Here is a 13,180-nt window from a genome sequence, read left to right as displayed (position 1 = left end):
TGAGTTTAGTGTATCGTTGAGAGCACTGTTTCGATGGCACCGCAGAGTGTGTCTTTATCCACTGGTTTGGCCAGGAAATGCTCGCCGCCACTTTGATAGAAGCCTTTTTTAGACTCCTGTTGCGAGACCATGGCGGAGACGAAGATGATGGGGATGTCTTTGGTGGCACTACGACTGCGTAGGTTTAGCGCGACATCGCCACCGTCGAGTTCAGGCATGACAACGTCGAGCAAGACGATGTCAGGCCCGAAGGCTTTGGCCACTTCCAGCGCCTTGCGACTTTCGTTGAGCGCTTCGACTATGTAGTTGCCGGTGCCTTCCAGGTTGAGTTTGACCATGCGCGTGAAGGAGGGCTCGTCGTCGATGACGAGCACACGCCGGGCGTCTTTTGCGGGAGTCGATTTTCTGAATTTAATCATCGTCATTATCGTAGGTTGCGGCGGGCAGTAATATGCGTACGTGCGCGCCTGTAGTGTCTTTGCGGTTTTGAAGAGTGATCATGCCATGGTGCATTTCGATAATGCTGCGAGTCACGGAGAGCCCGAGGCCGGTGCCTGAGCCGGTGGCTTTGGTCGAGTAAAATGGATCGAAAGCCTTGCTTTGATCTTCTTTGCTTAGCCCTGTTCCAGTGTCGAGCACCTCGATTACCACGATTGTATCGCCGATGCGAAAGAGCTCAGTCATGGCACTGGAGACATTGCCACCGGTGCTTTTCATTTGTATGACATCGGTGCGCACGGTCAGTGTGCCGCCTTTTTTCATGACAGAGATGGCGTTGAGGAACAGGTTGATAAAGACTTGTTCTATCTTGGAGGCGTCGATGCGAACGGGCTCGATCTCGCTACTGAGTGTTTCTTCGATTTGGATGCAGGCTTCTTTGAAGTTGTGCCGCATCAAGCCGAGCACTTGGCTAATGATTTCGTTTATGTTGGCGACTTGCATCTCGACTTTGTGGGGGGATGAATAGTCGAGTAGTTCAAAGATCACATGGTTTGCCTTTTGTACTGCTTCACGCATGTCGCGAACCACTTGTAGCATTTCTTCCGGGCCCTCTATTTGGCCCTCCAAATATTCGGCGCCCAGGCTCACTACATTGAGCGGGTTTTTGACTTCGTGTGCGACACCAGCTGCCAGGCGGCCTACTGTTTTTAGCTTTTCCGCTTCGATCAATTGGAGGCGGGTTTCTTCGAGGGTTTTTATGGTGTCTTTGAGTCGGCGCTCGGCTAGTTTTTGCTCTGTCACATTGAAGGAGATGCCGACTAGGCCGATACAGCGGTCTTGATCGTCTTGCAGCGGCACCTTACTGGTGAGCAGCCATAGTTCCGAGCCATCGGCTCGCTGGCGGTAGTCAATTAAGTTTTCGATGCCTTGGCCGCTCTGCATGATTTGCGCGTCGGTGGCAGAAATACGTGCGGCTTCGTTTTGCTCGAAAAAGTCGTAGAGTGTTTTACCAATGACATCGGCTTCACTTTGAGCTCCGAGATATTTGATATGGCGCTTGTTGACTACCAGGTAGCGCCCGGCTAGATCTTTTACAAATATGCCGGCGAGTGCATGTTCGATGATTGTTTTGAGCAAGGTGCGCTCTTGGGCCAGCGTATCTTGGGCGCGCTTTAGCTCTGTGATGTCGCGTGAGATGCCCATCGTGCCAATGATGTGGCCGTGGTTATCTGTGAGCGGGACTTTGGTCGTATTGACCCAGTTGAAATGCCCATCCTCGAAAGTCTCTTTTTCGAGTTTGGCGACCAAGGGTTTGCCTGTGCGTATGATTTCTTGCTCGTCGTCGAAGGCTGCTTGCGCGTGCTCCCGGGAGAATAGGTCGAAGTCGGTTTTTCCAATAATTGTCTCATGGTATTGCCCGTAGATGTCCTCCATGCGTTTGTTGACCTTGGTGAAGCGGCTTTCCAAATCCTTAAAGAAAATCGCATCGGGAATATTATTGAGTAGCGATTGTAAGCGGGCCTGTTCGCTGAGTAGAGTTTGTTCTTTATTTCGGCGGCGTATGGCGTGTGTGATACGGGTGGGCAGCTCGCCATCTACCAAATGTTCAGCCAGAATGTAGTCGTCCAAATGGTGGATGACTTCTTTATAGCGCTGTAGTTGTTCATGATCGCGGCAGAGCGCAATCAAAGCGACGCCGTTTTGCAGGTCTGCTAGATACTGTATCGCCTCCAGTGAATCATCGCGTCCACTGCGCATATCGATCAAGACCGCGTGGCAAAGATTCTCCAGCTGGAGCGGGCGCAGTTGCTCCAGTGTTTGGATGTGTTGTAGCTCGTATTTATCTTCCCAGCCTTTTTCCAGATGGGTACGTAGCAGGGCCTCCTCGGATAGATCGGGGCTGAGTAATATCAGCTTTCGGGGGAAGCTGGGGAGATTGTTGGATGATTGGGGCAGAACATGGTAAGACTACGTTTTTTGCCCCACAGAACAAGCGTCATTTTAGATATTCCAAGCGGCGCTTAACGGATTTTTTCGGGCAGTTGCTGTACGCGGTCGCGTAGGCGATCCATGGTCTCTGCGTTTTTCTGAGTGTTGAATCCCGCGCCCAGCTGGGTAATGGCACTGGCTAGGAAGTCGTCGATTACGACGGCGTGTTCAGTGTCCGTTAGGATTCCGATGAACTGGCTGTTTTTGGTGAAGGCCAAGTCGCCTCGTGAGGAGGCAAAGTCGGCAAAGAGCTGGCCGAGTGCGGGGCGGTCCATTTTGAGAAAGCGCTCGCTTTCGGTCAGGCGTCGGAAGCCGGTGCGGCCGAAGTTACTCTCGTCGTTTTTGATCAAGACGGCCTCTTCCCACCGTTCCGGTTGTAATGCCAAGGGGAAGGTTTGCAGGCCGGAGTTATTGACCACGGACTGAGGCAGGGGGATGAATAAAATGCGAGGGTCGGCGCTGAGAAAGCCGATTTGGCTGACTGGGAAACGGCGGTTGCCGAGGGTCACCTCTAGGCTGGCGGCGAGTAAGTTGTTGGCGTTTTTACCGAAGGCGAAGGGAGAGTTTGAGCTGTGAGTGACCAGAAAAGTGGCACCGTTCTGATCGGTGATCAGAATGCTCTTGCTATCGTAGTTGCGCACGTTCTGAGCGCCGAATAGGCCTGCCTCGGTGGCGGTGAAGCGGAGGCTGGCGCGGTTGTTTTGAAAGCGTGTGAAGATCTCGCTCATCGTTTGCGGACGAGCCGCTTCGATTTCTTTCTTAATATCTTCGGATGCCTGGGCGAGGCTGCTGACGCCTTGGCCGAGTTGGCTGACGCCGGCTCCGAGTTCAGAAACGTTTTCGGTGAGGCGGTCCGCGCGGGCAAAGGCTTGTTCCTTTTCGCGTTGCAGCAGCAGCTTCTCGGCTTGTTCTGAGGTGAGGTTTTGCTCTAGCAAGCGGCGTTCAGCTTGAGCGACTTCCAACTGGCGGTTTAGCGCTTCACGTTCGGCTGCTAGCTTGGCTTTTTCTTCTTCGGCGGCTTTGAGAGCGGCTTCGCGTTCGGCAAGCATGATCTCACGGGCAATCAGTTCTTCTTCGGTCTGGCTGAGCTTTTCTTTGGTGACGGAGCTTTCTGCTTTGAGTTGCCCGAGAGTGGAGACGAGTGCCACTTGCTCATCTTTGGTGGCTTCGAGTTCCGTGCGAGTGCTGTCGAAGCGTTCTGCGAGTTGGGCGCGTTCGCTTTCGATACGGGCCTTTTCAGCGGCGAGGGCGGCCTGTGCGGCTTCGATTTCGGCCTTGGTTTGCTCCAGCTCTTGGGCCTTGGCTGTGGTCGCTTCCAAGTTGGACTGAGTTTGTTCCAGCGCGGCTTCACGTTCGGCTAGTAAGCGCGCTTTTTCCTGTAAAGATTCGCGGGTTTCCGTCAGGTCTTCCGTCAGGTTTTGGCGTGAGTTTAGCTCCGATTCCAGAGACTCTTCCAGTAGTGAGATTAACTCCGCTTCAGCGGTGGCTGAGGACTCAGTCACGCCGAGACCGGTCTCCACTTTTTCTTCAGGTGGATCGAAACGTGCCAATGCGAGCATGCTCAAGAGCAGAAAGTCGCATATGACGAGCATGAGTGTTTTATTCATAAAGCTAGGCTACAGTTCGATGTTTTTCATCAATGAGCCGTCGGGGTCTTTGATTTCTGAATTGGCTTCGATGATTAGGTGGCGACGGTAAGGGCGCAGGTTGATCACCTTGAGCATCGCGACGAAAAGGATGCCGAAGAGTGTGGACGCATAGGCGGCCATCAGACTGGCCTCCACGATGCCGACCGCGACCAGGATGAGTGAGAGCACGGTGCCTCCTAGGCCGAAGTAAAGGCCGAAGTCGAAGAGGTTTTCCTCGTTCTCCAGCAGCTTGAGCTTGAGGGAGGCGCTGAGCTTTTGCTTGGCGATCTCTTTGAGCTTTATCAGGCAGAAGCAATAGATGACGAGCTGCGTGATAAAAAAGAGCGCGAGCACGAGTAGGGTGACTTGATTGAGTTCTTGCATGGCTTTAACGGGTGATTTAAGAGATTCTAAGGTGTCGGCGACCACGAATTCGATGCGTGGTGCGGTGTCGGAGTCGGTGTCTGTGTTTTTAGATTTGAGAATTTCAGGCTCGAACAGCGCCCATAGGGTGAGTGCCACGACCAAGCTGATGAAAAAGTTGCGGGCGACGATGGAGGGCGTGCTGCGGGCGATTGGTTTTACTTCGCTCAGGCTGGCGCGCCAGGCCGCTCCCATTGCGAGCGCGAAGGCTAGGCCGGAGAATACAAATAGGCAGGCTTTGAGCGCAAGTGCGGTACTGCGGCTTTCCAAGCTCAGCTGCACGAGGTCATGTGGGCGGTATTGACTCAGAAAAGGAATGACGGTGGCGGCCAGACCACTGCCGGGGCGGTAGATAGGGAGTGCCTGGCTTAGGATCTCATGGGTGGCCCGAGGACCGTTTGCCAGGGCCGCATCGAGGTCGCGGTTGCCAGTTTCGGGGTAGGTGGCGAGGTAGGTAAAGATGGGCGAGGAGGCCCCCTCGAAGCGCAACGCGGTGTAGAGCGCGTCGACGCGGTCGGGCTGCGCGCGAAAGAGAGTGGCCATTTCGCCCCAGTCGGAGAGGCTTTGGGCGATACTTGCCAAATCGGCGAGTGAGCGATGGTCGAGTTGACGGCCCAGGGAGAGTGTGGCGATGGCGAAGTCTTCTAAAGCGCGAACAGCGGCAGGGGTGCCGAGGCTGGCTTGCGAGGCGGTCTGGCCGATTCTCTGTGCCATGGCCGGGCTGAAGTGTCCGCCTTCGATTAGTAGTGCTAGTGTGAGGATGCCGGCGTCGTAGGGCGCGCCAGCGGCATGGCTGGCGGGGTGCAGTCGAATGAGTCCGGGGATGTCGCGGGCCCCCAGTAGGGCGGCGACATTGGCATTATTGGATTCTGCAAGCATGCCGCTGAGTGAGGCGCGTTCACTGCGGGGGAGTAATTGTGGCAAAAGCGGGAGCGGTTGGATGCCTGCGTGGGGCTTGGCTTGAACCAATTCCAGGAAGTCTTCCAAGGTGCGGTCAGAGCCGCCACTGGCGCGTAGGCTGGGGCGTTGTTTGATCAATGCCTGTACCTGTGCCTGATAAGTCTGCGCGATGGCGGGCGCGACACGGGTGGCCTTTATAATGCGTAGTGTGGAGCCGATGTGGGCGGAGCGTATGGTTTCGTTGAGCACAGCATCGACGGCTTCGCCATTTGCAGCGTTGGCTTCCAATACCGCGATATCGATTGAGCGCAAGTGGGCAGGGATCAACAAGGCAGCTGCGGCGAATAGCAGCGCGATGGCTAGGAGGGTAATTGTCTTGAAGATGGCCAACATGAATCGAATGAGTCATGAAAATGCTAGCTTTCGTTCCACTGGCAACCCTACAAAGTGGGGGGCAGCCGATTGTCGTTCATTATTTTTAGCCCGCTCCGCCTTTGAAGTGGGGCCTTTCTGGCTAAACTTTTGCTTTCGATTTGCCAGTGATTGTGCCCTTTGTTGATTTTCTCGAATGGACGTTAAACAGGTAAAAGCATATTTTGATTCGGAGGGTGTGGTGGACTATTACGCGCAGGCTGCGGCCGACCTGGGGCTTTGGGCGTCGGAGGAGAAAATTTTCACACGTGTCTTTACGCCGCAGGATTCGCTTTTGGAATTGGGCTGCGGTGCGGGGCGTATTGCGCTCGGTTTGTATGAGCTGGGCTACCGGAATGTGTTGGCTACGGATTATTCGCGCAGTATGGTGACGCAGGCGCGCGAGTTGGCCAAGCGTCTGGAGTATGCGATGCACTGCCGGGTGTGCGATGCCACGCAGTTAGAGTTTGAGGATAATCTGTTTGATGGCGCGATTTTTGGTTTTAATGGTTTGATGCAGATCCCGCAGCTCGCGCAGCGGGAACAGGCCTTGCGGGAAATTTTGCGGGTGATTCGTCCGGGCGCTTGGTTTGTTTTTACTTCGCATGATCGTGAGCGTTCGGCGCATCGCGACTTCTGGGAGGCCGAAAGCCTGCGCTGGCAATACGGCACAGAAAAGGCGGAGTTGGATGACTTTGGCGATCGCACCGAGGCGACCGATCATGGGGCGCATTTCATGCACGTGCCAACAGTGGCCGAGATGCAGGCGCTGCTAGCTAAAGTAGGCTTCCATGTCGAAGCCTCTGTCATGCGCAGCGAATTGGGGCAAGAGTCTGCGCAGGTGGAAGCCTTTTCTGATGATTGCCGCTTTTGGGTGGTGCAGAAGCCGCTGAGGGCCGCGACTTGAGGGCGGGGACTTGAGGGCCGCGACTTGAGGGCGGGGACTTGAGGGCCGCGACTTGAGGGCGGGGACTTGAGGGCGGGGACTTGAGGGCTGAGAGCTGAGACTTGAGGGCGGAGGCTAGATGAGGCCGGCTTCGTTGAAACTGTAGTAGCCGAGACCCTGCGGGTCGTGGGCCTTGTGCCCGACGATGACGTGGTCGTGCAGGTCGATGCCGATGACTTTGGCGGATTCGCGCAGTTGGCGTGTGACTTGTATGTCGGCGCGGCTGGGGGCTGGATCGCCGCTAGGGTGGTTGTGCACGGCGATGATGGCTGTGGCGCCTTGCTTGATGGCCTCGCGAAAGACTTCACGTGGGTGCGCCAGGCAATTCGTAGCCGTCCCTTTGGTCACTTCTTCACGCTTGATTAGGCGGTTCTTGCGGTCGAGGCAGAGCACCCAAAAGCGTTCGATTTCTTCGCCCGCGACTAATGGACGAAAATGGCGGGCAACCATGGCCGAGCTGTCGAAGATGACCTCGTTGCCCATGTCTTCGGTTAAGATGCGCTTGGCGAATTGCATCACGGAGATCAGCTGCAGTGCCTTCACTTTGCCGATGCCCCGTATCTGCTGAAAATCCTTGGCGGACCAGCGCAGTAGATGCGTGAGGCTGCCAGCCTTGTGGAGCAGTTCTTCCGACATGCTCACCACATCCACACCAGGAGGGCCGCTGCGTAGGATCATCGCTAGTAATTCGCGGTCGCTGAGCGCTTCCACTCCAAGCTTTTCCAAGCGCTCTTGCGGACGCTCGCTCGCCAGCATGTCTTTAATGCGGCGATTGCTTGAATAAATGACACTCATAATCTTACATGTGAACGCTAGAGCACTATCTGATTTTTGCAACACGAAATTTGCAGTGGAATTTCTGAATAAAGCGTGCAAGTTCCCCTGCGTGCGATTTACACCTCAAAAACCGAGCCTCTTTGGCGAAACTCTCGAAAGCCTGAAAACGCAGATTGAAGCGGCGGGCTATAAGGGCTTTCGTGCCAAGCAAGTCATGGAGTGGCTTTATAAAAAGCGCGTCGATTCCTGGGATGCGATGACGAATCTGCCCAAGGATTTTCGTGCCTGGTTGGATGACACGTTCATCTTGTATCCGACGGCGCCTGTGATCGATAAGCGCTCCAATGATGTGACCCAGAAGCTGTTGCTGGAGCTGGAAGACAAGTCCTTGATTGAAACGGTCTTGATTCGCGCACCGCAGACGGGAGTGGGGCAGGAAAATTCGCGCAAGACAGTCTGTGTGTCGATCCAGGTGGGCTGTGCCTATGGTTGTAAATTTTGTGCCTCCGGCTTGGCGGGCTTTCGTCGCAATCTGATGGCTGCGGAGGTGGTTTCGCAATTGATGCATATCTGTCGTCGTGAGGACGCACATACGGATCGCGCTCGTGAGGAGATTGCCTCCTTTGATAATATCGTGTTCATGGGCATGGGCGAGCCACTCTCGAATTACGATACGCTGGTGCGCACTATCCGTATTTTGAATGCGGACTGGGGCCTGAATTTTGGGGCGCGCCGTATCACGGTGTCCACTTCTGGGCTGGCGCCGCAGATTTTGAAGCTAGCTGAAGAGGGGATCGCCGTGCGGCTCGCGATCTCGCTGCATGGGGCCACGAATGAGGTGAGGCAGCAGATTATGCCGGTCAATAAAAAATACCCGCTGGAGGAATTGATCCCTGCGGCCAAGGCCTTTCAACAGCGTCATGGCCGTATGTTGACACTTGAATTTATTCTCATCGAGGGCGTCAACGATAGCATGGAACAGGCGCGTGAATTGGCTAAAATTGCCCGCGAGCTTCACGCTCACGTGAATTGCATTCCTTATAATACAGTGGAAGGCTTGCCGTGGAAACGCCCCAGTGTGCCCCGCCAGGACGCCTTTGTGGAGGCGCTGCGTAAGGCGAAAGTTTCCTGCACGATCCGTCGCGAGAAAGGCCACGATATCAACGCAGCTTGTGGGCAGCTACGCTTGCAAACAGAGAAGACTCGCCAGGCTTCGTAAAACAGATTGCTGCCTTGGACGCTGACTTGCTTGCAGGGGGGAATGTCGGCTAATAATCGCCTACATGAAATAACGCACGTAAGCCTCGTTACGCACTTCTTGCAGCCACTTGTCTTGTGTCTCACGGGCGATTTCGCCGATCAGCACGTTCTCGATAATATCGCGTACCTGTACGATTGGCTGGATCATCTCTTCGCGCTTATCCTCTGCGTAAAGAATAAAGATGGTGCCTCCGATTTCGATTGGTTGGCTATAGCTGCCCGCTTCTAGGTTGAAGGCCGCGTCGCTGAGTTCTTTCCGTATGTCTTTGCGCTCGATCCAGCCCCAGTCGCCACCGTTGCGGCTCATTTCATCCTGACTGTATTTGCGGGCGACGTCGCCAAAGTTGGCTCCGCTATTGAGCTCATCGATCACCTTCTTGGCTGTCTGGCGCAGTGGCACTAAGCCTTCGTCAGCGAGCGGTGTTAGAATGATTTGGCGCAGGTGGAGTGCCTCGGCCTGATAGAAACGGATCTTGTTCTTAACGTAAAATTCTTCGATGCGTTCGGGACTGACCTCGGACTGCGAACGACGCGATTCTTGGCGCATCACGTTGACCACCACGCGCTTGTAAATGTCTTTGCGGAAGTCGCGCGCAGTTTCGCCTCGCGCGCGCAGATACTCGAGAAAGCGTCCACGGTCGCCCCCGAAATCGCGCTGGATCACATCGTCATACTCCTGTTCGATATAGGATGGCGGGATCATCAGCCCCTTCTCCTCGGCCGCCTTCACGATGATTATGCGGTCGATCATGTTTTGCAGCACTTCCTTACTCAGCTGATCGATGCGCTTGGAAAATTCCTCCGCACTCTTGGATTCGACCCGCAATCTTGGGATAATGGGCTCCAGTTCGCGGCGCAGCGCTTCGACGGTAATAATCTGCCCTTCAGCGATGGCTGCAATGCCATTTCCAAGGCGAAGGAGTGCTGGATCGGGGGCGAGTTGAGCCTGCAGACTGGACTGAAACAAGCAGGTGGTGAGCAATAAAGAGCTGAAGAGGCGAAGATGCTTCATAGATGTGCGCAAGCAATACATATTAAGTGATATGCAGGCGAACATAGAAGCCGTGCCTAGACGGTCAAGCGGTATTACGCCGAAGCCTTGGCCAGCGCGTCTTTCACCTGCTGGGTAATGGTGCCCCATTCTTTCGCTTGGATCTGCGCTTTGGTGGCGAGCCATGTGCCACCGATGGCGAAGACCTCGGGTAGCGAGAGGTAGTCGTTCATGTTGTCGAGCGTCACGCCGCCTGTGGGGCAAAATTTAATGCCCAGGTTGGCGTAGGGGGCGGCCATTGCTTTGAGCAGCTTTGGACCGCCTGCTGCGCCTGCGGGGAAAAACTTGAGCGAAGTGCAGCCTGCTTTGACAGCGGCTTGGATGTCGCTGGGCGTCATAATGCCGGGGATGAAGGGCACTCCTTGTTGCTTGAAATAAGCGATCGTTTCCGGATCGGTGCCCGGTGCGAGGCCGAACTTACTGCCGGCATCGATCGCGCGCTTGGCTTGCTCGGGCGTCACCACGGTGCCGGCGCCGACCTGCATTTCTGGGAAGGCCTTCGCGATGCGCTCAATGGATTCGGCTGCAGCCGCGGTGCGGAAGGTGACTTCGATAATGTTGAGGCCACCGGCCAGCAGCGCTTCGGCGAGTGGCTCGGCGTCGTTGGCATCGTCGAGCACGATGACAGGGATGACTGGGAATTTGTGTAGATCGGACATGGGGGAAACGTCGAACATTGAACGTCCAACTTTGAATTTTGAATGAATGAGAGATTTTAGAAACTAGATTTGAGTGCTGAAGCAAGGTTCAGCATTCGACGTTGGAAGTTCAACGTTCGATGTTCTCTAGCGATCCACGCGAGCGCCGCCGCCGGCTTTGATCTTTTTCACTTCCTTGAGCGAGGCCATGGTGGTGTCGCCGGGAGTGGTCATGGCGAGGGCACCGTGCACACAGCCGTAGTCGACCGCTTCCTGTGGATCGTTTTCGGTAAGGAAACCGTAAATCAGGCCCGAGGCGAAACTGTCGCCGCCGCCCACGCGGTCCATGATCTCCAATTCCGGGAACTGCATGGACTCGTAGAATTCGCCGTCGTGCCAAACCATGGCGGCCCAGTCGTTAACAGTGGCGGTTTTGACTGCGCGCAATGTGGTTGCAGTGGCCTTGAAATTCGGGAACTGCTTGATGGCGGTGCCGATCATCTTCTTGAAGGCTTCCACTGGGATGTGGGAGATATTCTCATCCACGCCCTCGACCTCGAAGCCGAGGCAGGCGGTGAAGTCTTCTTCGTTGCCGATCATCACGTCGACATATTGTGCAATCTCGCGATTCACTTCCTGGCACTTAGCGAGGCCGCCGAAGTCTTTCCAGAGTGATGGGCGGTAGTTCAAATCGTAACTGACGATGGTGCCGTGCTTCTTCGCACACTTGACTGCTTCCAAGACGACGTCTGGTGTGGTGGCGCTGAGCGCTGCGTAGATGCCGCCAGTGTGGAACCACTGTGCGCCGCGCTTGCCGAAGATCTCTTCCCAGTCGATGTCGCCGGGCTTGAGCTGGCTGGCGGCGGTGTTGCCGCGGTCAGGACAGCCGACAGCACCACGGATGCCGAAGCCGCGCTCGGTGAAGTTCAGGCCGTTGCGCACCTCGCGGCCGATGCCGTCGTACTCCACCCATTTGATGAAGTCAGTGTCGACGCCGCCTTGTAGGATGAAGTCTTCTACCAAGCGACCGACAGGATTGTCCGCAAACGCAGTGACCACCGCGGTCTTCAGACCAAAGCAGCGACGCAAGCCGCGGGCGACATTGTATTCGCCGCCGCCTTCCCAGGCTGTAAACTGGCGCGTGGTGTGGACGCGGCCTTCGCCGGGATCGAGGCGTAGCATCACCTCGCCGAGCGAGATGCAGCCGTATTCACATGAGTCAGGGGATTTGATATCGATAGCCATAAGAGAACTAGTTGTGGGGACATTGATTGCAGCCGTGCCTTTGCTTAAAAAAAAGGACGACCGGGATTGTGTAAAAACGATCAACATACGCCGCAGGCCTTTAAGATAAAAATTGCATATTGCTAGAAAGATTTGCACTTTTGCGCAAATGGCACGCAGGAAGCATATTTTGATGGTTTTGGGCAGTTACGACCAAGCCGCGCATGAAGGCATCGCACGTTATGCGGGGCAGCACGGCTGGCACTTGGACGTCAGTATTCTCAAGGATTTTCAGCTGCCCGAGCACTGGAAGGGGGACGGCATCATTACCTCGCTGAATTTCAGTCGCCAGCTGGAAGAATTTGTTTTGAAAGCCGATGTGCCGACGGTCGACCTGTCGATCTGGCGCGAAGACATTGATCTGCCCCGGGTAGCTGCGGACAATACCGCGCTGGGGCACCTCGGTGCGGAGCATTTTATAGCACTCGGGCACCAGAACTGCGCCTGGTTCGGGCTGGCGATCAACCCAGTCAGTCGCACTCGTTATCAGGCGTATCGTGACACGCTGGCCGCTGCCGGTATTGATTGTGTGCGACTCGATACCGTCAAGGCGCAGGATCCCGTTTACATCACTCAGCGCTTGCTGGATTTACCCAAGCCCTGTGCCATCTACACCAAAAGCGATTACGATACCGCCTGGTTGGCGCACCTCTGCCACGAAGCGGGGTTGCGCATTCCCGACGACGTCGCACTCTTGGGGGCCGATGACAACGCACTGATCTGCGAGAGTCAGTGGGTCACACTCTCCAGTGTGCGCTACGATCTTGCGCGCATCGGCTACGAAGGAGCCGCCATGTTGGATCAAATCATAAAGGGCGAGCCCCTCGCGGAGCGCCTCAAGTTGATCCCCCCGCAAGGCATCACCGTGCGTCAAAGCACCGATGCCTTGGCCGCCACCGACCCGCTGGTCAGGCAAGCGCTGGCTTACATCGCCACTCATTTGCGCCGTTCCATCGGCACCCTCGAAATCGCCGAGCACCTCGGGGTGAGTCGTCGCCTCTTAGAGCTACGCTTCCGCAATCAAATGCACAGCAGCATACGCGAATACTTAATCCGCAGGCGCATCGCTGAAGCCCGCAAGCTCCTCAGCACCACCCAAGAACCCATCGAAACCATCGCCGCGCTCACAGGCTTTTGCAACGCCCCACATTTCAGTCGCAGCTTTAAACGCGACACCGGCATGACACCAACCAAGTACCGCACGCAGCAAGCGCTGTGAAAATCATTAGCGTGCGCCGGGGCCCACAGCTAGACGCCATTCGAAAATCACCAAAGCTTCGAACGACTCCAGCACTCACTCAGTCCCGCACCCTATGCCCGCGTCGAAGTCCAAGCGTAAGTGAATCCAAATTAGGAACAGGTGACGAGAGGTAGGAAGGACGTCCAATATCAATTCACCAGAGCAATAGGATGGCTGATGCAAAAAGCGCTG

Annotated in this window: 11 protein-coding genes; 3 read left to right on the top strand and 8 right to left on the bottom strand. The window is 55.6% G+C overall.

The genetic code is table 11. From position 1 onward, the window contains the following. Positions 1-5 precede the first annotated feature (5 nt). The 4 genes from SH580_RS09285 to SH580_RS09270 all read right to left on the bottom strand — a co-directional run bounded on the left by SH580_RS09285 (position 6) and on the right by SH580_RS09270 (position 5,774). On the bottom strand, positions 6-419 hold the full coding sequence (locus tag SH580_RS09285; protein WP_319834717.1) for a response regulator: 414 nt from the start codon (positions 417-419) through the stop codon (positions 6-8). Beyond that, entirely contained in the window at positions 412-2,199 is a 1,788-nt protein-coding gene (locus SH580_RS09280) for a PAS domain-containing protein (protein WP_319834716.1), read from the bottom strand. The genes SH580_RS09285 and SH580_RS09280 overlap by 8 nt, the downstream gene beginning before the upstream one ends. A 263-nt stretch (positions 2,200-2,462) precedes the next feature. Continuing rightward, positions 2,463-4,037 carry a coiled-coil domain-containing protein gene (locus SH580_RS09275; protein WP_319834715.1) on the bottom strand — a complete coding sequence of 525 codons (1,575 nt, stop codon included), beginning with the start codon at positions 4,035-4,037 and terminating at the stop codon, positions 2,463-2,465. A 9-nt stretch (positions 4,038-4,046) separates the two neighbouring features. Continuing rightward, entirely contained in the window at positions 4,047-5,774 is a 1,728-nt protein-coding gene (locus SH580_RS09270; protein ID WP_319834714.1) for a hypothetical protein, read from the bottom strand. 175 nt (positions 5,775-5,949) lie between these two features. On the opposite strand from SH580_RS09270, the gene SH580_RS09265 reads away from it, so the two are divergent. Next, entirely contained in the window at positions 5,950-6,699 is a 750-nt protein-coding gene (locus SH580_RS09265; RefSeq protein WP_319834713.1) for a class I SAM-dependent methyltransferase, read from the top strand. A gap of 114 nt (positions 6,700-6,813) precedes the next feature. Here SH580_RS09265 and radC read toward each other — a convergent pair whose 3' ends face one another. Continuing rightward, complete coding sequence (radC, locus tag SH580_RS09260; RefSeq protein ID WP_308947939.1) at positions 6,814-7,533, bottom strand: RadC family protein; 720 nt, start codon at positions 7,531-7,533, stop codon at positions 6,814-6,816. 91 nt (positions 7,534-7,624) lie between these two features. On the opposite strand from radC, the gene rlmN reads away from it, so the two are divergent. Then, positions 7,625-8,734: a dual-specificity RNA methyltransferase RlmN gene (rlmN, locus tag SH580_RS09255; RefSeq protein ID WP_308947937.1), complete on the top strand. Its 1,110-nt coding sequence runs from the start codon at positions 7,625-7,627 to the stop codon at positions 8,732-8,734. A 60-nt stretch (positions 8,735-8,794) separates the two neighbouring features. On the opposite strand, the gene SH580_RS09250 is transcribed toward rlmN, so the two are convergent. The 3 genes from SH580_RS09250 to SH580_RS09240 all read right to left on the bottom strand — a co-directional run bounded on the left by SH580_RS09250 (position 8,795) and on the right by SH580_RS09240 (position 11,709). Further along, positions 8,795-9,787 (bottom strand): peptidylprolyl isomerase, encoded by a 993-nt coding sequence (locus SH580_RS09250; RefSeq protein ID WP_319834712.1) that lies wholly within the window; start codon positions 9,785-9,787, stop codon positions 8,795-8,797. Between the two features lie 74 nt (positions 9,788-9,861). Continuing rightward, the gene (locus SH580_RS09245; RefSeq protein WP_319834711.1) at positions 9,862-10,485 is read right to left on the bottom strand and encodes a bifunctional 4-hydroxy-2-oxoglutarate aldolase/2-dehydro-3-deoxy-phosphogluconate aldolase; all 624 of its coding nucleotides are present in this window, start codon (positions 10,483-10,485) and stop codon (positions 9,862-9,864) included. Positions 10,486-10,611: 126 nt separating this feature from the next. Continuing rightward, positions 10,612-11,709 (bottom strand): PfkB family carbohydrate kinase, encoded by a 1,098-nt coding sequence (locus SH580_RS09240; RefSeq protein ID WP_319834710.1) that lies wholly within the window; start codon positions 11,707-11,709, stop codon positions 10,612-10,614. A gap of 148 nt (positions 11,710-11,857) precedes the next feature. Between SH580_RS09240 and SH580_RS09235 the strand changes: the two genes are divergently transcribed. Further along, complete coding sequence (locus SH580_RS09235) at positions 11,858-12,967, top strand: AraC family transcriptional regulator (RefSeq protein WP_319834709.1); 1,110 nt, start codon at positions 11,858-11,860, stop codon at positions 12,965-12,967. The last annotated feature ends 213 nt before the right edge of the window (positions 12,968-13,180 follow it).

This window comes from Coraliomargarita algicola, assembly GCF_033878955.1.
Classification (GTDB): Bacteria; Verrucomicrobiota; Verrucomicrobiia; order Opitutales; family Coraliomargaritaceae; genus Thalassobacterium; species Thalassobacterium algicola.
The sequence above is the reverse complement of the archived record's forward strand: the minus strand, read 5'-3'. Positions and strand labels throughout refer to the sequence as shown.